This is a genomic window from Paenisporosarcina sp. P4_D4 (assembly GCF_056401835.1).
The window spans coordinates 1-19,837 of sequence record NZ_JBFUIO010000025.1 but is presented as its reverse complement, the minus strand read 5'-3'; the positions used below and the strand labels follow the sequence as shown (position 1 = coordinate 19,837).

20 protein-coding genes and 1 tRNA gene are annotated in these 19,837 nt (G+C 37.7%); 13 read left to right on the top strand and 8 right to left on the bottom strand.

Going from position 1 to position 19,837, the window contains the following annotated elements; all coding sequences use genetic code 11:
* Positions 1–65 precede the first annotated feature (65 nt).
* The gene (locus tag AC1DSL_RS08290) at positions 66–1,148 is read right to left on the bottom strand and encodes a DUF6702 family protein (RefSeq protein WP_477531848.1); all 1,083 of its coding nucleotides are present in this window, start codon (positions 1,146–1,148) and stop codon (positions 66–68) included.
* Positions 1,149–1,493: 345 nt separating this feature from the next.
* Entirely contained in the window at positions 1,494–2,369 is an 876-nt protein-coding gene (locus AC1DSL_RS08285) for an endonuclease/exonuclease/phosphatase family protein (RefSeq protein ID WP_477531847.1), read from the bottom strand.
* A 247-nt stretch (positions 2,370–2,616) separates the two neighbouring features.
* Here AC1DSL_RS08285 and AC1DSL_RS08280 point away from each other — a divergent pair, with 247 nt between their 5' ends.
* From AC1DSL_RS08280 to AC1DSL_RS08255, 6 genes are all read left to right on the top strand, one after another.
* Positions 2,617–2,757 carry a hypothetical protein gene (locus tag AC1DSL_RS08280; protein WP_477531846.1) on the top strand — a complete coding sequence of 47 codons (141 nt, stop codon included), beginning with the start codon at positions 2,617–2,619 and terminating at the stop codon, positions 2,755–2,757.
* Positions 2,757–2,945 (top strand): MerR family transcriptional regulator, encoded by a 189-nt coding sequence (locus tag AC1DSL_RS08275; RefSeq protein ID WP_016427903.1) that lies wholly within the window; start codon positions 2,757–2,759, stop codon positions 2,943–2,945. Before AC1DSL_RS08280 ends, AC1DSL_RS08275 begins: the two co-directional genes overlap by 1 nt.
* Before the next feature lie 188 nt (positions 2,946–3,133).
* Positions 3,134–3,835, top strand: coding sequence for a metallophosphoesterase family protein (locus AC1DSL_RS08270; protein WP_477531845.1), 702 nt, complete (start codon positions 3,134–3,136; stop codon positions 3,833–3,835).
* Between the two features lie 668 nt (positions 3,836–4,503).
* A complete protein-coding gene (locus AC1DSL_RS08265) occupies positions 4,504–4,908 on the top strand; it encodes a hypothetical protein (protein WP_477531844.1) in 405 nt (134 codons plus the stop codon).
* 140 nt (positions 4,909–5,048) lie between these two features.
* Complete coding sequence (locus AC1DSL_RS08260; protein ID WP_477531843.1) at positions 5,049–5,408, top strand: DUF2750 domain-containing protein; 360 nt, start codon at positions 5,049–5,051, stop codon at positions 5,406–5,408.
* 182 nt (positions 5,409–5,590) lie between these two features.
* Positions 5,591–6,565: an NAD(P)H-dependent glycerol-3-phosphate dehydrogenase gene (locus tag AC1DSL_RS08255; RefSeq protein ID WP_477531842.1), complete on the top strand. Its 975-nt coding sequence runs from the start codon at positions 5,591–5,593 to the stop codon at positions 6,563–6,565.
* Between the two features lie 494 nt (positions 6,566–7,059).
* Here the strand turns inward: AC1DSL_RS08255 and AC1DSL_RS08250 are convergent.
* From AC1DSL_RS08250 to AC1DSL_RS08235, 4 genes are all read right to left on the bottom strand, one after another.
* Positions 7,060–7,132: transfer RNA gene (locus AC1DSL_RS08250), tRNA-Val, on the bottom strand.
* 77 nt (positions 7,133–7,209) lie between these two features.
* Positions 7,210–7,734, bottom strand: coding sequence for a 2'-5' RNA ligase family protein (locus tag AC1DSL_RS08245; protein WP_477531841.1), 525 nt, complete (start codon positions 7,732–7,734; stop codon positions 7,210–7,212).
* A 17-nt stretch (positions 7,735–7,751) separates the two neighbouring features.
* A complete protein-coding gene (locus tag AC1DSL_RS08240) occupies positions 7,752–7,850 on the bottom strand; it encodes a sunset domain-containing protein (RefSeq protein WP_477531854.1) in 99 nt (32 codons plus the stop codon).
* 65 nt (positions 7,851–7,915) lie between these two features.
* Entirely contained in the window at positions 7,916–8,473 is a 558-nt protein-coding gene (locus tag AC1DSL_RS08235; RefSeq protein WP_477531840.1) for a thermonuclease family protein, read from the bottom strand.
* 67 nt (positions 8,474–8,540) lie between these two features.
* Between AC1DSL_RS08235 and AC1DSL_RS08230 the strand changes: the two genes are divergently transcribed.
* Both AC1DSL_RS08230 and AC1DSL_RS08225 read left to right on the top strand, forming a co-directional pair.
* A complete protein-coding gene (locus AC1DSL_RS08230; protein WP_477531839.1) occupies positions 8,541–9,386 on the top strand; it encodes a DNA-3-methyladenine glycosylase family protein in 846 nt (281 codons plus the stop codon).
* A 99-nt stretch (positions 9,387–9,485) separates the two neighbouring features.
* On the top strand, positions 9,486–10,766 hold the full coding sequence (locus AC1DSL_RS08225) for an MDR family MFS transporter (protein ID WP_477531838.1): 1,281 nt from the start codon (positions 9,486–9,488) through the stop codon (positions 10,764–10,766).
* A gap of 48 nt (positions 10,767–10,814) precedes the next feature.
* Here AC1DSL_RS08225 and AC1DSL_RS08220 read toward each other — a convergent pair whose 3' ends face one another.
* Complete coding sequence (locus AC1DSL_RS08220) at positions 10,815–10,958, bottom strand: hypothetical protein (protein WP_016427895.1); 144 nt, start codon at positions 10,956–10,958, stop codon at positions 10,815–10,817.
* Between the two features lie 136 nt (positions 10,959–11,094).
* Between AC1DSL_RS08220 and AC1DSL_RS08215 the strand changes: the two genes are divergently transcribed.
* Together AC1DSL_RS08215 and AC1DSL_RS08210 are read left to right on the top strand one after the other, a co-directional pair.
* A complete protein-coding gene (locus AC1DSL_RS08215; RefSeq protein WP_477531837.1) occupies positions 11,095–12,033 on the top strand; it encodes a Gfo/Idh/MocA family protein in 939 nt (312 codons plus the stop codon).
* A gap of 116 nt (positions 12,034–12,149) precedes the next feature.
* Complete coding sequence (locus AC1DSL_RS08210; RefSeq protein WP_016427893.1) at positions 12,150–13,538, top strand: aldehyde dehydrogenase; 1,389 nt, start codon at positions 12,150–12,152, stop codon at positions 13,536–13,538.
* A gap of 205 nt (positions 13,539–13,743) precedes the next feature.
* Here the strand turns inward: AC1DSL_RS08210 and AC1DSL_RS08205 are convergent, their stop codons facing one another.
* The gene (locus AC1DSL_RS08205; RefSeq protein ID WP_342541898.1) at positions 13,744–15,342 is read right to left on the bottom strand and encodes an ATP-binding protein; all 1,599 of its coding nucleotides are present in this window, start codon (positions 15,340–15,342) and stop codon (positions 13,744–13,746) included.
* 103 nt (positions 15,343–15,445) lie between these two features.
* Between AC1DSL_RS08205 and AC1DSL_RS08200 the strand changes: the two genes are divergently transcribed.
* The 3 genes from AC1DSL_RS08200 to AC1DSL_RS08190 all read left to right on the top strand — a co-directional run bounded on the left by AC1DSL_RS08200 (position 15,446) and on the right by AC1DSL_RS08190 (position 19,744).
* On the top strand, positions 15,446–16,501 hold the full coding sequence (locus AC1DSL_RS08200; RefSeq protein ID WP_477531836.1) for a M42 family metallopeptidase: 1,056 nt from the start codon (positions 15,446–15,448) through the stop codon (positions 16,499–16,501).
* A gap of 11 nt (positions 16,502–16,512) precedes the next feature.
* On the top strand, positions 16,513–17,997 hold the full coding sequence (locus tag AC1DSL_RS08195; RefSeq protein WP_477531835.1) for a UDP-N-acetylmuramoyl-L-alanyl-D-glutamate--2,6-diaminopimelate ligase: 1,485 nt from the start codon (positions 16,513–16,515) through the stop codon (positions 17,995–17,997).
* Positions 17,998–18,169: 172 nt separating this feature from the next.
* Positions 18,170–19,744 (top strand): peptide chain release factor 3, encoded by a 1,575-nt coding sequence (locus AC1DSL_RS08190; protein WP_016427889.1) that lies wholly within the window; start codon positions 18,170–18,172, stop codon positions 19,742–19,744.
* Positions 19,745–19,837: the final 93 nt, after the last annotated feature.

Genomic DNA, 19,837 nt, shown 5'->3' with positions numbered 1-19,837 from the left:
TTTTTAACACCCTTAAGCTACTCTTTTTGAACCACCCCCTATAAGAAAAGGAAAGAGATTCAGCATTAAGCTAGAAATCGCTCAAAATACCAGAATAATCCCATACCAAAAATACCGGCGGTTGCCGATCCGTAGACGACAGTTGACCATTTGAATCGGCGGATATAAAGAAGAATGGGAAATAGCAGAATGATGATCAGTGCTTGTCCTACTTCAACACCGACGTTAAAAGAAAAAATGGACAAAAGCGAACGCCAGGTTACATCATTTGACAGCTGTAATGCACCGGCAAATCCCACCCCATGGATCAGTCCAAAGCCAAATACGACGGCAAAACGGAGCTTCGTAGAGAATCCGAAGAAATGTTCCAGGGCGACGAATGCAATACTTAACGCAATGAGAGGCTCTATAATCTCGGAAGGGAGATTGATTAGCTTTAAGGCAGTGAGGCCTAGTGTAATACTGTGGGCTAAAGTAAACACAGTAATAATTTTGAGAATATCTGAAAATCGGCGCGTACCGAGTAAAAGAGCGATCACAAACAGGATATGGTCATACCCGATCATAATATGGTGGAATCCGAGTTGAATAAACCGAATGATTTGACCGATGATGGTTTCCTTGCCGATTTGCAGTTCCCGTTCACCCCCATGAAAAACAAATTGTCCTTTTGCTTTATCCAAGTTATAGGTTGCGATGTTCCTGTGCATGGGGTCATTATCGTCAAAAAAGACGCTGTACTGAATTTGGATCGATTTCTCTTTGGCAGGGCGGGGGAACTCAAGCATGATTTTGGCATAATCTCGGTTCGTTCTTTTTACAACCTCTGTTGCCTTTATCATTCCTTCTGATTTAGCTCCATCCGTGAATAGTTGAAAATGGGAGTCCAGGTATTCCGTTACAGCATCCTGTTTATCTTCCAATGCCTTTGTCAATTGGTCCTTAGAGGAACCTGGATTAACCTCGAAATCTATCAACCTTCCAAGCTCAAAATAGTCCAAATAAAGCTCTACATTCAGCTTGTCTCGATCCAGCGTGATGTTTGAATATCCCTCGCTGTTATCTGTGTGAGCTGATGCGTTAACAGGACACAACGTTATCGTAATAATGAATAAGAGCATCATATTCCATAAAACGAACTTTCTCACCTCTACACACCCTTCAATCTAGTAAATTGTCCATTGCTTACTCTCCGTCTCTTATGAGTCGGCAACTTCATTTAAAGAAAAAGCTGCGTAATCCCAATACCTATGACAACGCTTTAGCTGCATAACCAAAAAAATAATGTATCTCTCTTCTGGGATCAGGGGAAATCGGCTTAGGTGCCGGAGCCTTTAATGCAAGGTAGTTTTCTAATTCAGATCCGAGAAGAGAGAATTCATTCATAGTATTCCTGTCTGGCTTATAGTGAATGTTTAGCTCTTAAGTGCATAAAGTGTTTCCTATGCTCAAAAATCCAAAATTCTTACCGGAAATAGTAAGCTGTCACCCATCTACTTTTGTCCATTATTAAATGGCTCGTTTCGTTCAAGTTTGATAACAGCGGTCACTGGGAGATGATCAGAAGCTAAAGTTTGAATCACCTCGGCATTGACTGTTTCGATATTATCGGTTGTGAAAATATAGTCGATTCTCACAGTAGGGTTTATAGAAGAATAAGTGTAAGCTGCAGGTTGATCAGCAAAAGCATCACTAAAATTGGAAATCATCAGCTGCATTTCCGGGCTTTTCGGTTTTGCGTTTAAATCTCCCATGATAATTTTAGGTCCTTTAACTTGCCCAGCAAGTTCATTGACTTCCCGAATCTGGATTTCGCGTTCTGCGGAAGTCAGCGCTAGGTGAGTATTATAAAAGTGAACTTGATTTCCTTTAACATTGATCGTCGCCTCTAGCAGGCCTCTCTGCTCCGTGTTTCCAATTTTCGTAAGTTTGTGGTTTTCAGAATCTAAGATTGGATATTTGCTTAAAATCGCTGTCCCATACTGGCTGCGCGGTTCCCCTTCGATTAATGGTGCATTATCAAGGTTTGCTCCATACACATAAAACATGCCAAGCCGTTTTGCCAGCCAATTTGCCTGGTCTTCGAAGTTGCTGCGACTAGACCAATGATTGTCCACTTCCTGCAAGCCAATGATATCTGCCTCCGAGTTTTCAATAACCTGAGCAATCCGTTCCAAATCCAAAACCTTATCTGTCCCTTCACCGTGATGAATGTTATAAGACATTACCTTAACGTCAACCGATTCTCCGCGTGGGAACTCGGTTTCATCGGCAAAGGAGTTTTGTCCGAAACCAGAAAGAGCAACAATGGCACAAGCAACAGTCAAAATGAACGATACTGCTTTTCGTCTTTGATATTTTGTCATCATAATGAATCCTCCTAATCGATTTATGTATTTCTACTTTAATCATACAAAAGGAATTTATGGTTTTTATAGAAACTAAATTAAGAGAATGTATAATTATGTTACTATTTTGTAAATTATGGTTATTGGGACCTATGACAATGGTACTGTTGAAAATTTATTTTCTTTGGACAAAAAAGTGACCGAAGGAAAAGAAAATGGATAGTTTAGAAAGCCTCCTAAAGAAGAAAATTCTTTAGGAGGTTTTTTATTGGAATATAAACGCGACTTAGAACAGAAACGTAAAGAATCTTTAGCATTAATAGAGGAGTGGGAGAGGAAACTTGAAGAGGGAATTAATCAGCTCACAGAAAATGGACTTATAACAAGAAGTGTTAAGAGTGATATTTAATGAAGAAAGAAGAAATTGAGTCATACCCTCTTGTATTAACAGCAAAAGAGATTAGTTCAATCCTGAAAATTTCTAAACCCAATACATACGAGGTGATGAAAAGAATAGATTTTCTACTTATAAAAATTGGAAGATGTAAGGGAGTATTAAGAGATGAATTTTTTCGTTGGTTAATGAGCCAACAATAGAAAAGGAAAATTTGGTCTTTAAGAAAATCTTCCTTAAGTGAAACAGTATATAACAGTATCAATTAATTTCTATGTAATGTTTATATACTCATGAATATCTTCACATGAGAATAAATTTTAGTCCATTTATAAATATGATAGAATAATAAAAACAAACTATTCTAACAGTTAATAAGGATGTGAGGCAGTTGAAACGAATGCTTGCCATAAGTGATATTCATGGTGATATAGAAAAGTTCGAGAGACTTTTGGAGCTTGTTCAATATGACAAAGACAGAGACCAGTTACTTTTATTAGGTGATTTTGTAGATCGGGGGTCCCATTCAAAAGCTGTTTTAGATAAAGTCATTCAGCTGAAATGCGAGGGAGCGATTGCTTTAATTGGCAATCATGAAAAGATGATGATAGATGCTTTTCATGGTGATCTGATGAACTTGAAAAGATGGTATTACAATGGCGGAATAAAAACGCTTCAAAATTACTACTATGACATTGAAAAGGACGATGCTGAGTATTGGTTTACGACCGACGAAATGCCTGAGCCTATTCAAATGAATGATGACATCCGCACACATATTGAAATACTAAAAGAGTTTCCATACTACTATGAAACAGAAACCCACATCTTTGTTCATGCAGGAGTTGATCCAGAAACACCAATAAAGTCGTCAGAACCTCATACATTAGTGTGGATTCGTGAGGAGTTCCACAAGGGATACAAGGGAGTAAAGACCGTTGTATTCGGACATACACCGACAAAGTATTTGCACGAAAGCAGCGAAGTATACTTTGGGGATAATAATATCATTGGAATTGATGGCGGCTGTGCTTATGGTGGAAGGTTGTATTGTCTGGAGGTTGGGAGTTCACAAGTTTTTTATGTTGAATAGTACATATTAGAGCATGATTTACTCGAAAGGTTCGCTCTCTTGAGACTAACATTAGAGTAATTTTTTTCAGAACACTTGGAGATTAGATGAAACAGAAATATTGTTCCAGTCAATTCTTCTTGGAACATTACAATACAAGACGTAAGCAATGGAATCTAAAAAAGATGACTCCAGCACAATACCGGGGTCATCTGATCGCTGCATAATTGCAGGGTACCTTTTATTTAAGTGTCCGTAATTAAGGGTTAGTTCACAACGGTAGAGAAAGCTCTTCTTTCCTATGCAACTTCTGACGATAAAGTTTACTGTGAATATGAAAAATACATACAATTACAAAATCGAAAATTATATGGAGTAGAATCTAGTTGTGTAATAGTTGGTTGTATAGATAAGAGGATGCATGATAAGAAAGGTAATGATTTATGAACTTTAAAGAAATCGAAGTCCCTCAAGAATACTCTTTGCCTTTCAACTAAAGTTCTTGTCATTCTGTATGCCTTCTTTCATTCAAGACTAGACCGTCATTAACCGGTGCTTTAGTTAAAGATCATTGGGCTGTTTAAACAGCCCTTTTTCTTATAGAACTAACGGGGGAGAATAGTTGAATAAGAAGATGTAATTTTGATTGATTATCAGCATTAAAATAAATTGAAAGGGGACGTATAAGTATGATTGATTATTTTGAACGTAAAATTAGATTAAGGGACTTTGAAGTGTGGGATGTTCGAATTGGCGACCAACATTATTCTTTAGCCATTTTAGATGAATTTCGCCCTGCCACATTTGATGATTTTGAAATTCCAGATTTAATTTATGAAGAAGATGACCAGCGTGCAAACTATGTCTCTGCTACATATTTCTCTGAAGAGGCTGTTAAAGATGAACATAAAGAAATACTGCGTGAATTTGCACAAATGCTTACAGAACACTTAGCATTGGCACATTGTGAAGTAATTATAAAGATTTATCAAGAGAACCCTGAAAAAGCGATAGAACTAATGATGTTAACGAAATATGGTTTTAAAGAATCAAATATACCATTAGATAAGTTATTGCATTTTAATCAAGAGTAGAGACCTTTAGTTCTTCTTCAACTAACGGGTGCTTTACTTCAGTAAAGAGTGAAGCCTTTTTCTTCTTCAACTAACGGGGCAGGTTAGTTCAATAAGAAGTGAATAATCTCTAGAAAAATTAATATAATTGAGGTGTTCTAATGAGCCAAGCATCAGCACAATATCGTGGTTTTATAAAGGAGATATTGCAGCATCAAAAAGTATGGGCAATAAAAGATGAACAAGGTTTTCCCTCATTTACGAATCTCAGTGGTGAAACAACAATGCCATTCTGGTCGTTAAAATCAAGAGCTGAAAAAATTATAAAAAACGTTCCTGAATATAATGAATTTCAAATACACGAAATCACATTAGATGATTTTCTTATCAGATGGTTAACGGGTCTTGAAGGAGATGGTCTATATGTTGGGGGGAATTGGAGTGGAAAGAGAGCAACAGGCTATGATTTAAAGCCCAAAGAAGTGTTTGAACGAATTAAATATGAACGAGAAATAGAGTGAGCTTATTAAGCTAACGCGTGCATTGATCCAAGAAGGAAACGCTTTTTTTGTTGAACTTATTGTACTAACGGGGCAGGTTAGTTGAAGAAGGAAAAGATAGTATCGGTGTGGAAGTTGTGATAAACAAAATACATCGACATTTTTGTTTCGAAATACAAATAATAAATGAGGAAGATAAAATAATGAGAATTTCGGTTTTAGGATGTGGCCGTTGGGGAACTTTCCTGGCTTGGTATGTTCATAAGGTTGGACACAATGTAATGTTATGGGGGCGAGAAAGCTCCAGAAATTATAGTAGTTTAAAAGAAACAAGAAAAAATGATTATCTTTTATTACCAAAAGAAATAGAACTCAGTAGTTCATTAGAAAAAGCAGTATCATCTGCTGATATAATAATTATTTCTATAAGTGCTCAAGAATTACGTCCTTTTGCACAACAACTAAGAACTTTACATGAAATACATGAGAAGACATTCKTATTATGTATGAAGGGTATAGAGGCTGCGACTGGGAAAAGGCTCTCTAAAGTATTTGGTGAAGAGGTTGGTAAGAATGTGAATTTGGCCGTATGGGTTGGTCCTGGACACGTACAAGATTATGTGAATAATATCCCAAATTGTATGGTAATAGGGTCGGAAAATATTGAAATAACTAAAAAGCTTGCTCGAGAGTTTAACAGTGATTTGATTAGGTTTTATTATGGAGAAGATCTTATTGGAAATGAAATTGGTGCAGCTGCAAAAAATGTTATGGGTATAGCAGCAGGAATGCTAGATGGATTAAATTACAGCAGTTTAAAGGGTTCACTCATGGCAAGGGGGACAGGGGAAATTTCCCGGCTAGTAAAAGCAATGGGAGGAAATGATCTGACCATATATGGATTGAGCCATCTCGGAGATTACGAAGCAACATTGTTTTCAAAACATAGTCATAACAGAAAATTCGGACAAGCATTTGTTGAAGGAGAACGGTTTGAGAAATTAGCAGAAGGTGTTTCTACAGTTAAGGCAATAAAAGAACTATCTATGCAGTATGAAGTTGAACTTCCAATATGCAATGCTTTACATGAGATATTATTCGAGGACAAAAATGCAAAAGAAACATTAGAAGAATTATTTTTAAGACCTTTAAAATTTGAATTTCAAACATCACGATAGTAACTGATACATTTTAGAGATTTTCTTAATTGTGTAATTCAACTAACGGGTGCTTTAGTTGAATAAGAAAAAAGAAAAAAGCTAACGTCTGAGAAAAGACGTTAGCTTTCTGTATTTACAGGTATGCTCCGCATGTACCGTTTTAACGCAAACCCAAAATTCTTGTAACGCCTAAAACCCTTGATATATAAAGGTTTTAGGCGTTTTTTGTAAACATCGATATATAATCGGTGTTCTTTTTTTGCTACATTATTGAATGGGTTTTAACATCGCACCTTCATATACAAAGTTATAAGTTTCATCTTCTGGATCTTATGAAACAAGCATATAAGGGGCTTCTTCATCTCCATTGATAGAAGATTTCAGCTTCTACAGTTTTACTAGGACTTTGGATGATTATTCGATCACTTACGTTTATTTTTGGGAAGATGGTTCACTAAAAAGAAACGCCTGTAAACATTGATATAGCAACGTTTACAGGCGTTTTAAGCGTATGATCCCGACTGGGCTCGAACCAGCGACCTCCACCCTGTCAAGGTGGCGCTCTCCCAGCTGAGCTACAAGATCGTTTTTACTAGGACAAATTCTATTATATCGTTCATAGGCTAATAGTCAATGACCTAATAAAGAAATATGCGAATAATTTACTTTAAAAAATATGTCCATTCAGTTTGTGCATATCCATTTACAATCGACCAGCATTCCAGCGCGACCGCCTTGCCTGATTGTGGTTCAAACGCTAAGCTGGCTCTCTGGAAAAGCGGACCCCACGCTGTGAGAGGCACTTTGTTAATCAGTGATGAATGAGGAACCCATTTACCTGGCAGGTAGGGAGATATTTCATTCGTATGTAAATGCGAAATTAATGAAAATAATTCCCGATGAAACTTCTCCAATTCTTTTGTAACGACGGAAGCTACAAAAAAAGTACCATTCTGTTTGAAGAAACCTAATGAAGAAAATGAAATGTCTAGTTGTTTTTGTTGTTCTATCCATTTGTTTACTTGTTCTTTTAATGTCGCCGGATTGATCTTTTCAAAAGAAAACAGGCTAATATGTGGAGGCATTTGCGTTTCATTGCCCCGTCTTGAAGCTAAGTGTAAGTCTTTGCTATCATGCTCTAATTTTGTGGAAAGTTTGTAATCAAACCTTAAGACAAGTACTTGCATATTCATTTCTCCTTTACTTATTCCCCAGATTTTTTAAATCCTGCATCCAATGCTTGCTGCTCTGAACAAAACCATTTTTCTGGTTTTGTTTGTTCATAATATTTTCCTGTTGGTATGTGATAAATTTTCTTGTTTTCACGATTGATATTGCCTTTAATTAAGCATTCGCTCGGATGTTTATTTACTTCTGTTTTTCTTCTTCAACTTTTGTTTCATCGAATCCTCTTTTGGTTACATAGTTTTTATATTCCCATACTCCCAAATTGTTTTTACGGGCAATTGCTTCGGCTTCTTTGTAAGCATCTACATAACGATCATTTGGAGGGAAAATATAGGCAACACGAGCAAGCCCTTCGGATAGCAATATTTCTTGGACGGATTGTCCATCTGCATAAACATATGCCAAAAGACGTTCGTAATCATCATATCGGTCTCCTTCATCAAATTTGAGAGACACAGCAACATTCTTCAGTAACTGTTCATTGCGTTCACTCGCTTCGTCACCAAAAGGCTGATTCCCAAGTGTTTGGTGTCTTACTTCGGGAGTATCGATTAATAAATACCTGACAGTTTCTATCTTTCCGTTATACTTTACTTTAATGGTGTCTCCATCAATGACAGCAATCAATTCGACTGGAATCGTATCGTTTGCACTGGTTGATTTATCAGTAGAATTCGAACTCACATCACAGCCTGCGAAGAGAACTGGAACGAGAAGGAGCCACAACCATTTTTTCATTTATATCCCTAGATTCTTACTGTCAAAATGTATGTACTAAATATAACCGAACAGGAAGGAAACGACTATGACAGAAACTATTCATTTAGATTTCCCTTATAATTTCGAGCGTGTGCTCGATCGATTATCAATGGACCCATTAATTTCTTTAAACAAAGAAAAGCGATATGTAATGGTGCCAACTGAAGAGCGCAAAATTTATAAAGTTCAAGCCTTTGGTACAACCGATGAGCCTGTATTCAAAATAATAGGACTTGAAGACGATAAAGAAATCCAGAAAATCAAAGAAATTTTTCATTTCGACCGTTCCCTAGAACCTATTCATGAACACTTTGCAAAAACGAACCTTGCTTTACTATTTGAAGAACACCGGGGGACACCCATCATTCGGGAATTTTCGTTGTATGCGACCTTAATGAAAAGCATTATTCACCAGCAGCTGAATTTATCCTTTGCACATACATTAACAGAGCGATTTGTTCATACATTCGGCGAACAAGTGGAAGGAGTATGGGTGTATCCTGATCCTTCTGCAGTAGGGGAACTTCAAGTTGAAGATCTGCGGAAATTGCAATTCAGTACGAGAAAAGCAGAATATGTAATCGGTGTTTCAAAAGCGATTGCAAACGGAGAATTGGATCTCGAATCACTTTCTTATCAAGATGATGAAACAATTATTGAGACTCTAGTGAAATATCGTGGAATCGGCCCATGGACAGCGGGAAGTTTTTTGCTTTTCGGATTGGGCAGACCTAATTTATTTCCACTTGCAGATATCGGTTTGCAAAATGCATTGAAAAAAATTTGGGGAACAGCAGATAAACCGAAAGCTGCGGAAATTTCTTCGCATTTTCCGGAATGGTCTCCTTATTTAAGCTACGCATCGCTTTATTTATGGAGAAGTATTGAGTAAATTCTGTCATTCAGTCGAATTATGTATGTCTATTTAATGGGTCCCAATGATACAATAATTTTATGAAATATCAGATAATGATCTTGGGGAGTAGACATCATGAGAATTAGAGATTGGGATCGAAGTTTGAGAGCAAGGTTAATAGGAGAAGCGTTTATGAACATTACGTTTTGGATGTTTTTCCCTTTCCTTGCCATTTATTTTGCAGAGGAGTTTGGTAAAACTACTGCCGGTTTATTGCTTATCTTATCGCAAGTGTTTTCAGTAGGAGCCAATTTAGCGGGAGGCTATTGTGCTGATCAGTTTGGTCGAAGAACGATGATGGTCTTATCCTCGTTTGGTCAAGGGGGCGCGTTTTTCCTGTTTGCACTTGCAAATTCACCTATTTTAGATTCACCTAGCTTAGGATTTATCGCATTCACTATCGCAAGTATGTTTGGCTCTCTCTATTGGCCAGCAAGTCAGGCTATGGTAGCAGATGTAGTACCAGAAGAGCACCGTAGTGATGTCTTTGCCGTTTTTTATACTTCCATAAATATTGCTGTTGTTATTGGACCGATTCTTGGAGGGATTTTCTTTTTTAGCTATAGATTCGGATTGATGGTAACCGCAGGTCTCGTATGTTTATTACTGGCATGGATCCTCATTAAATTTACTGAAGAGACGAAACCAGTTCGTTCAGATGATGATGCACAAGGGGCACCACGTGGATTTATGCATGCCATCCAAAAACAAGTGAAAGATTACGGTGTGATTCTGAACGACAAATTGTTTCTGCTTTTCATTATTGCAGGAATACTAAGTGCACAAACGTTTATGCAATTGGATTTACTGCTACCGGTATATATTAAGGAAGTAATCGGAAATCAATCTTTGGGAACTTGGTTTGGAACAGATATAAAGCTTACAGGTGAACTTGCCTTTAGTGTACTTATTTCAGAGAATGGATTACTTGTAGCTTTGTTGACAGTTGCTGTTACACGGTTTGTTGCGTCGTTTAAAGAGAAAAACATTTTCTTCATATCATCCATCTTGTATGCATTGGCCATGATTGTTTTTTCTCTGTTTGATTTATTTTGGATTTTTCTTTTGGCGATGGCAATCTTTACATTTGGTGAGTTAATGATTGTAGGCTTGCAGCAAAGCTTTATTTCAAAATTGGCACCAGAACATATGCGAGGCCAGTATTTTGCGGCTGCTAGTCTACGTTACACAATTGGCCGAATGATTGCCCCATTATCCATTCCACTAACAGTTTGGTTCGGCTTCTTTTGGACATTTACCATCATTGCGATACTAGCTGTAGTAAGCGCTTTTGTATATTACGGCATGTTCTATTTATTCGAACAAAAAAAGACAGCTTCTCCGTCATCTTCTTGAAGGGGAAGCGGTCTTATGTAGGTTGGAATCGAAATTCTATATTCAAATTTATTGTTCCGTCGTTTCAATTTGTTCAATTTCATTGAAGTAGATGAAGGATTCTTCTTCTAATTCAGCTAAACGTTCCTTATTGATACCTAGGCTTAAGTTTCCTGAAAAGATAGGTTCCCACCAAGTTTCTGTTTTTAACATGTTATTTCCTCCTTTGATTGTCTTAAATTATTTGTTAGTTCTTTACCCTAAAAAGTTACACATATAAACAACTTTTTTGATAAATACTTCTTAAGACCTTAAATAGAAGCAAAAACTATACGAAGGAGTGAGCGATATGAATCAAACAACATTTGCGGTTATTGGTACTGGTATTGTAGGAGAACGTATTATCAATCAACTTTTAGCTAATCCTAATTGCAAAATTGTCAGTGCGTTTGATGAGAATGCACAACGATTACAAGAAATGAAAAGTAAATACGAGTTGCCAATAGCAAATTCCATTGAAGAATTATTTGAGACGAAACCACACTGGGTGTATATAGGTACACCTCCTAATAGTCATGCCTCACTTGCTTTACAAGCAGCTGAAAAAGGCTGTTTGGTGTTATCTGAAAAGCCTCTCGCTCACGATGTGGAAAGTGGGAAATTAATGGTTGAAAGTGCTAAACAAGCAAATGTCTTAACGGCGATGCATTTTCCTCTTATGTATAGTCCGGCAATTCAAACGTTAATGAATGAAGTTGAAGACAATACACTTGGAGAAATACTTCGCGTTGAACTTCAAACATATTTCCCGCATTGGCCAAGAAAATGGCAACAGAATCCATGGATTGGTTCTCGTGCTCAAGGTGGGTTTATAAGAGAAGTATTTCCACATTATCTTCAAATCATGTATCGACTTTTTGGGGAATTTACATTTTCAGCACATCATACAAAATATCCTGAAGATCAAAGTTTATCTGAAACAGGAACTTCTGCATTCGGTCAAACTCACAGTGGAATTCATATTCTAATCAATGGCTTAAGCGGAGTAGGACAGGAAGAACTTTTGGAATTCAAAGTGTTTGGAACAAAGAAAGTGATGACAATTAGAAATTGGTCAGAACTATGGGGAAGCGAAAAGGATGAGCCGGAGAAAAAAGTCGAAATCAATAAAACAACCAAATCTTTGTGGGATGCTTGTCATGATGCGAGAAGTGGAAAAGAAGCTTCGCTTGTGTCCTTTGAAGAAGGGTTAATCGTGCAGCGTTGGATTGATGAATTATTGACTTAAGTAAATTCCTTTTAGGTAAGTGGAATACATATGTAGACACCTTTTTTGAAGGTGTCTTTTTTGCGTGCAATCACACTACACGTTACAATAAAGTGATAGATGACGGGAGTGATAGAATGAATTTCACAGTGCAGGACGTTGACCATATGATTCAATCTCAACATGATTTTTACTATACAGGCGCCACAAAATCAGCAGCATTTCGAAAGCAGCAATTAACTAAACTGAAGCAGGCTATACAACTTCATGAACAAGAAATCGTACGGGCACTTTATGATGATTTACATAAAAGTGAATTTGAAGCATATGCCACAGAAGTAGGGTTTGTATTAGATAGTATCGGATATATGTTGAAGAATCTAGAGGAATGGATGAAACCGGAAGCAGTTAAAACGGCTCTTCATTTACAACCAGCAAAAAGTTTCATTATTCGTGAACCTTATGGCTCTGTCTTGATTATTGGTCCATTCAACTACCCATTTCAACTGGTCATGGAACCACTGATTGGTGCGATGATTGGAGGGAATTGTGCTATCGTCAAACCTTCGGAATCGGCTGCTCATACGGCCATCGTTATCAAGAAAATCATTGAATCAACATTTCCACCAGAATATATTCGTGTGGTTGAGGGTGAACGGGATGAGACATCCATTCTTATTCATGCACCGTTCGATAAAATTTTCTTCACCGGAAGTGTTCAAGTCGGAAAAATCGTCATGAAAGCTGCAGCTGAAAGATTGACTCCTGTGACGTTAGAACTTGGCGGAAAAAGTCCTGCAATCATTGATCATACCGCAAATTTAGAAGTCGCTGCGAAGCGTATCGTCTGGGGTAAATTCGTCAATGCCGGACAAACTTGTGTGGCTCCTGATTATTTACTGGTGAATCACAAAGTAAAAGATCAATTTATTGAGTTATTAAGGAAAACAATAAAAGACTTTTACGGGAAAGACCTACAAAAGAGTCCGGATTATGGCCGTATTATTAATCAAAAACAGTTCGATCGATTAAAACAGTTAATCAGACATGAAGGTGCCCACATTGTCTCCGGTGGAAATATGGATGAAAGTGACTTATATATTGAACCAACCATTCTAGACGGGGTTTCGTGGAATAGCCCTTCTATGGAAGATGAGATTTTTGGACCAATTTTACCAATCATGACTTATGATCGATTGGAAAGTGCAATAAGACAAATTAGAAAGTTACCAAAACCATTGTCTGCTTATTTATTTTCTGAAAATGAAAATGCCATTCAGTACTTTTTGGATGAACTGCCTTTCGGTGGAGGGTGTATCAATGATACAGTGACCCATGTAGGGAGTGCTCATTTGCCGTTTGGCGGTGTGGGGTCATCCGGTCTGAACGCTTATCATGGGAAATATAGTTTCGAAGCATTTACTCATGCCAAATCAATATTGAAAAAGAGTACCAAGTTTCCAGTGAATATTGTATTTCCACCATATAAAAACAAAGTGAAACTTGTGAAGACTCTTCTTAAATAGATGGTTATGTTAACATTTATTAAGATTAGAGGGAATCAGCTCCCTTTCCGCGGATGAACTAGCAAGCCTCCTCGGGCCAACAGGAGGTTGGTCACGAAGGCGTTGCCACACGAGGTGGCGTTCTTAGCCTTCGTTCCTTGAACAGTACAGTTTTACAAAGCTAAGAAAAAAATATACTAATACTAAAAAATCAGCGACCTTCATTTTAATTGGAAGTCGCTGATTTTTCTGCTTTATTATAAGGGAGTAAGATTGATACGGTAGTGCCTTTATTGAGTTGGCTATTAATAGTAATTTTCCCGGCATGCTCCTGAATGATTTTTTCGGAAATCATCATTCCAAGTCCAGTACCTGTGGTTTTCGTCGTGAAGAAGGGTTCAAATATTTGATTCACAACTTCCGGCGTCATACCAGCACCATTATCACGAATATGAATACTGACAAATCCATCTGTCTCCAAATCTGTAGAGATTTCTAGGGAGCCTTCATTGGTCAGTGCTTCAATTGCATTTTTAACAATATTGATTATTACCTGTTTAATTTGATTCTGCTCACCAATAACAATTGCATTTTGGGCATTCCAAGATTCTTTCAGTAATATACTTCTTAAATTAAGCTCTGGACTAAATAGAAGCACGACATCTTGAATGATTCTTTCAATATGAAATTCTTTTGCCTTTGTGACATGAGGTTTTGCGAGAATTAAAAACTCACTGATGATTAAGTTGATTCGCTCAAGTTCTGAAGCTATTAACTTTGTATAAGTTTGATAGGGGTGTTGATCATCTGTATTCATCATTTGAATGAAACCTGAAATCACAGTCATTGGATTACGGATTTCATGCGCAACTCCAGCAGCAATTTCTCCTGCCAGTTTCAGCTTTTCAGTCTGGACAATCAGTTTTTCTGCTTCTTTACGATAAGAAATATCCCGTGTAATAACGGACATTGCTACTATATCCCCACTTTTGTTGTAAATGGGACTTAACGTCAATTGCGCATCAAAGAAAGTGCCATTTTTTTTCATATCTTTTGTTTCGAAAGAGTAAAAACTTTCTCCTTTTAAAACTTTTTCGATTCTTTCGTTTGCTGCTGCCACATTCTCAGGTGGTACAAGTGGAATGTGGTTGCCGATACATTCCTCTCGACTCCAGCCATAGAGCAGCTCAAAAGCTGGATTCAGTGCAATAATGCGGGCATCTAAATCAAATACTGCAATGCCATCCTTGGCATTCTCAAAAAACATATGTAAATAGCCTTCCCTGGAATCTAGGGCTCTTTCCAGTGTCGATTGCTGTTCTTCCATTCGATGCCATGTGTTGCGCATAAAGAGTGAATGGACAACAGCTGTCAAACTTATTAAAATCAAAAACAATAGGACAACATATAGATTACCGAATTCAATGGTGCTTTCAAAATTTATATAGTTTTTTTGGAAAAGATAAATGACTTCCAGTGCAGTAATTGGTAAAAGAATTAAACTTGATATGATTGAATGGTATAATGAAGCGATGAATAGTGGATATACAAAAAGTAAAATATGTATGTAATAAGGTGTATCAATAATTAGATATAAAATATATCCATTCATTCCGCCCAGTATCAGGGTTTGCATCACATAATTATTTATGTTCATTCTCCGAAGAATATATAACAGGATACAATATAGGATAGCGAAAAGTGGGATGGAAACTGGATTTTGGTAATGGATAAACAGACTTGATAATGTATGTAAAAGTAATCCAACTGCAAATAAATTTATGAACAATCGATTGCGTTTTGTCAGGAGCATAGATTTGTCCATTTTTCACCTCGTTAATAAGTAGTTATTCCTATATCATACATGATTTAGCGGTGTGCGAACATGCTGAATTTTGATATGATATTTATCATACAGGGGGTTAATCATGTCAAGTGTGTTTAAAGAGAAAGAAACAGTTCAATTACTTAAAAAACTTGTAGAGATTCCAAGTCCTTCGGGATATACGAAAGAAATCATGAATTTTATGGCTTCGCTTTTAGATAACATGCACGTATCATACCACCGATCAAACAAAGGGGCATTAATTGCCACGATTGAGGGAAAAGATAATTCTAAACATAGATTGTTAACAGCACATACAGATACGCTCGGTGCGATGGTAAAAGAAATCAAAGGTAGTGGACGACTTAAACTATCGATGATTGGTGGATTTAATTGGAATGCGGTAGAAGGCGAATATTGTCACATACATACAGCCTCTGGTAAAAAAGTCCGCGGAACGATTTTGATGCATCAAACGACTGTTCATGTCTATAAGAATGCCGGTTCTGCAGAACGCAATGTTGAAAATATCGAAGTACGTATAGACGAGAAAGTGACGAATGCAGAGGAAACAAAAGCACTTGGAATAGAAGTGGGTGACTTTGTATCATTTGATCCTAGATTTGAGCAAGTAGAATCAGGCTTTATAAAATCACGTCACTTGGACGATAAGGCTAGTACAGCTTTATTATTACAATTGATTGCTTCCATTAAAGAAAATGATTTGAAACTTCCGTATACCACTCATTTCTACATTTCGAACAATGAAGAGATTGGCTATGGTGGTAATTCGAATATTCCTGACGAAGTAGTGGAGTATATCGCTGTCGACATGGGTGCAATTGGTGATGGGCAAACATCCGATGAATACACGGTCTCCATTTGTGCGAAGGATTCTTCAGGTCCCTACTATTACGAACTTACACGACATTTGGTTGAATTGGCTAAACAGCAAGGCATTGAATATAAGCTGGATATTTACCCGTATTATGGTTCTGACGCCTCGGCTGCAATTCGCGCTGGATTCGACGTCAAACATGCCTTATTCGGACCAGGTATTGAAGCGTCACATGCATACGAACGGACACATATTGATTCATTGAAACACACTTCAGCACTGCTAGAAGCATATGTGCTCTCTCCAATGGAGACAGAATAGGAGGAAAGCAAATGCAGTCAATTGACTTAATCAGCTGCTTGCCGGTTAAAGAAATTCACGGATCACTTCCAGCCGAAGTGTTTGATATAGCGGTTGATTCACGTAGTGTTCAACCAGAAAGTATTTTTATCTGTATTAAGGGATATACCGTAGATGGCCATGAATATGCCATGCAAGCAATTGAAAGTGGAGCAAAAATAATTGTTTCAGAAAAACAACTGGAATTGGACTATTCCCGAGTCGCCTGTGTAGTCGTTGACGATACAACGCGAGCGGTCGCGTTACTGGCCTCCAAGTTTTATGGATACCCATCCAAAGATTTAACAATGATTGGTGTAACCGGTACAAATGGTAAAACAAGTGTAAGTGGCATCATTCAAAATATGCTTCAAGGACTTGCTGTGAAATCTGCCTTGACTGGTACAATCGGTTTTAATTTAAATGGAGTTTTGTATGATTCTGCGAATACGACGAGTGACGCATTAAGCACACAATTAATGATTCAACGTGCGAAAAGCGAAGGCTGTCAGACAATGATTATGGAAGTCTCTTCTCACGGATTGGTACTAGGGCGTCTAACTGGTGTAGATTTTGATATTGCCATCTTTACAAATTTAACGCACGATCATCTGGATTTCCATGGAACAATGGAACAATATGGACAAGCAAAAGGTCTATTGTTCTCACAATTGGGTCAAGATTTACAACGTACAAAACATGCAATTGTTAATGGAGATGATCCCTGGTCTAACCGATTGAAAGAAATGACGGGTTATCCTGTATGGTCATATGCGATTCATTCGGATGCACATTTCCAGGGGCGTAATATTCTGTTGCAATCAAATTGTACAAAATTTGAGATGAAGACGCCTGAAGGGATTTTTCCTGTACGTATGAATCTTCTTGGCGAGTTCAATGTATATAATGCATTGGCTTCAACAACGGCTTTGTATACACAAGGATATACAATTCCACAAATCATTGAACAACTTGAAAAAATTCCGCCAGTTAAAGGACGAATGGAAAAGTTGGATAGTGAGTTGCCCATATCCATCTTTATTGATTATGCTCATACACCGGACGCGATTGAAAAAGCGATTTCATCAGTCCTACCGTATCGAACAAATCGTCTCATCTTCTTAGTCGGAACGGGTGGTAATAGAGATCGATCAAAACGTCCTGCAATGGCTCAGATGGCTTCGGTCGCTGATTATGTGATTTTAACGACGGACGATCCACGCGACGAGCCATACGAATCAATTCTTACTGACCTGGAAAAAGGAATGTTGCATAAGAATTATGCGTGTATTGGTAACCGTGAAGCGGCTGTAAAGCATGCAATCGAGATTGCTGAGCCAGGTGATATTATCATTTTTGCAGGTAAAGGACATGAAGATTATCAAATCATTGGACGTACTAAGTTCCCGCATAGCGATGGAGATATAGCATTGGCTGCTGGTAAATTGAAATTCCAGGATTCTCCCTCTCGTTCTTGAAATAGCAGAAGTTTACACTGAAGCGAGAAATCGGGCTGGAGCTTAGTGCTGGAAATCGTAACAAAGAACCGATCACATTTGCCGATCGGTTCTTTCGACTTTTTGTTCACTTGTAATTTTTTGAAAAACTCCATATGATGATAAAGGAAAAAAAGAAGGAGAATACCTAATAATGACTAATCAAGTTCAAGACCAAATACAAGCAAGAAGAACATTCGCGATTATTTCCCATCCCGATGCCGGTAAAACAACAATGACAGAAAAATTGCTGTTTTTTGGTGGAGCCATTCGTGATGCAGGGACGGTAAAGGCTAAAAAAACCGGTAAGTTCGCTACATCGGACTGGATGGAAATCGAAAAGCAACGTGGGATTTCTGTAACTTCTTCAGTTATGCAATTCGATTACGACAATTGCCGTATCAATATTCTAGATACACCAGGTCACCAAGATTTCAGTGAGGACACATACCGTACATTAATGGCGGTAGATAGCGCGGTGATGATTGTTGATGCTGCAAAAGGAATTGAAGCTCAGACGATAAAATTATTTAAAGTTTGTCGCTTACGTGGGATTCCTATTTTTACGTTCATCAATAAATTGGATCGCCAAGGTAAAGAGCCTCTGGAACTAATGGAAGAACTCGAAGAAGTGCTGGGAATTGAGTCGTATGCAATGAACTGGCCAATTGGTATGGGGAAAGAATTTTTAGGGATTTATGACCGTTTCAATAATCGTATTGAACAGTTCCGTACCGATGAGAAGGAACGCTTTTTGCCATTAGACGAAGATGGTGGATTAGCTGTCGATCATTCAATGAAACAAACTTCTTATTACAAACAAGCTTTAGATGATATTTTGTTGTTAAATGAAGCGGGTAATGACTTTGACCTTGAGAAATTAAAAAATGGAAAAATGACACCTGTATTCTTTGGCAGTGCCTTAACGAATTTTGGTGTCCAAACATTCTTGGAAACTTACTTACAATTTGCGCCGACTCCACAACCTCGAAAAACTGATGCTGAAGAAGTGATAAATCCAGTAACAGAGGAATTCTCAGGGTTTATCTTTAAAATTCAAGCCAATATGAATCCTGCTCACCGTGACCGTATTGCATTTGTGCGTATCGTATCGGGTAAATTTGAACGTGGTATGACTGTGACTTTATCCCGTACTGGTAAAACGTTTAAACTGACTCAATCGACTCAGTTTTTAGCGGACGATCGTGAAACAGTGGACTACGCAGTTGCAGGAGATATTATCGGTTTGCATGATACCGGCAGTTATCAAATTGGGGATACCATTGTTGGTGGTAAAAAGTCATTTAATTATGAGAGACTTCCACAATTCACACCAGAATTATTTGTTCGTGTTACAGCCAAAAACGTAATGAAATCAAAGCATTTCCACAAAGGCATCATGCAATTGGTGCAAGAAGGTGCCATTCAATATTATAAAACGCTTCATACGGAAGACGTCATTTTAGGAGCGGTAGGTCAGCTTCAATTTGAAGTGTTTGAACACCGAATGAAAAATGAGTACAACGTAGAGGTTCGAATGGAACCTATCGGTAATAAAATTGCCCGTTGGATTGAGAACGAAACTGAAGTTCAGGAATCTATGTCAAGTCCTCGAAGCATGCTCGTTCGTGATCGTTATGATCGATATGTGTTCTTATTTGAAAATGATTTTGCAATGCGCTGGTTCCAAGATAAAAACGAAAATATCGAGCTATATAGTTTGTTATAAGGAGAAAACCTGTCTTTTGACAGGTTTTTTATTTTGTTGGCTATGTAAATTTTTTATGGTGTTTTATATGCTCACTTTCCGCGGACCATGGAC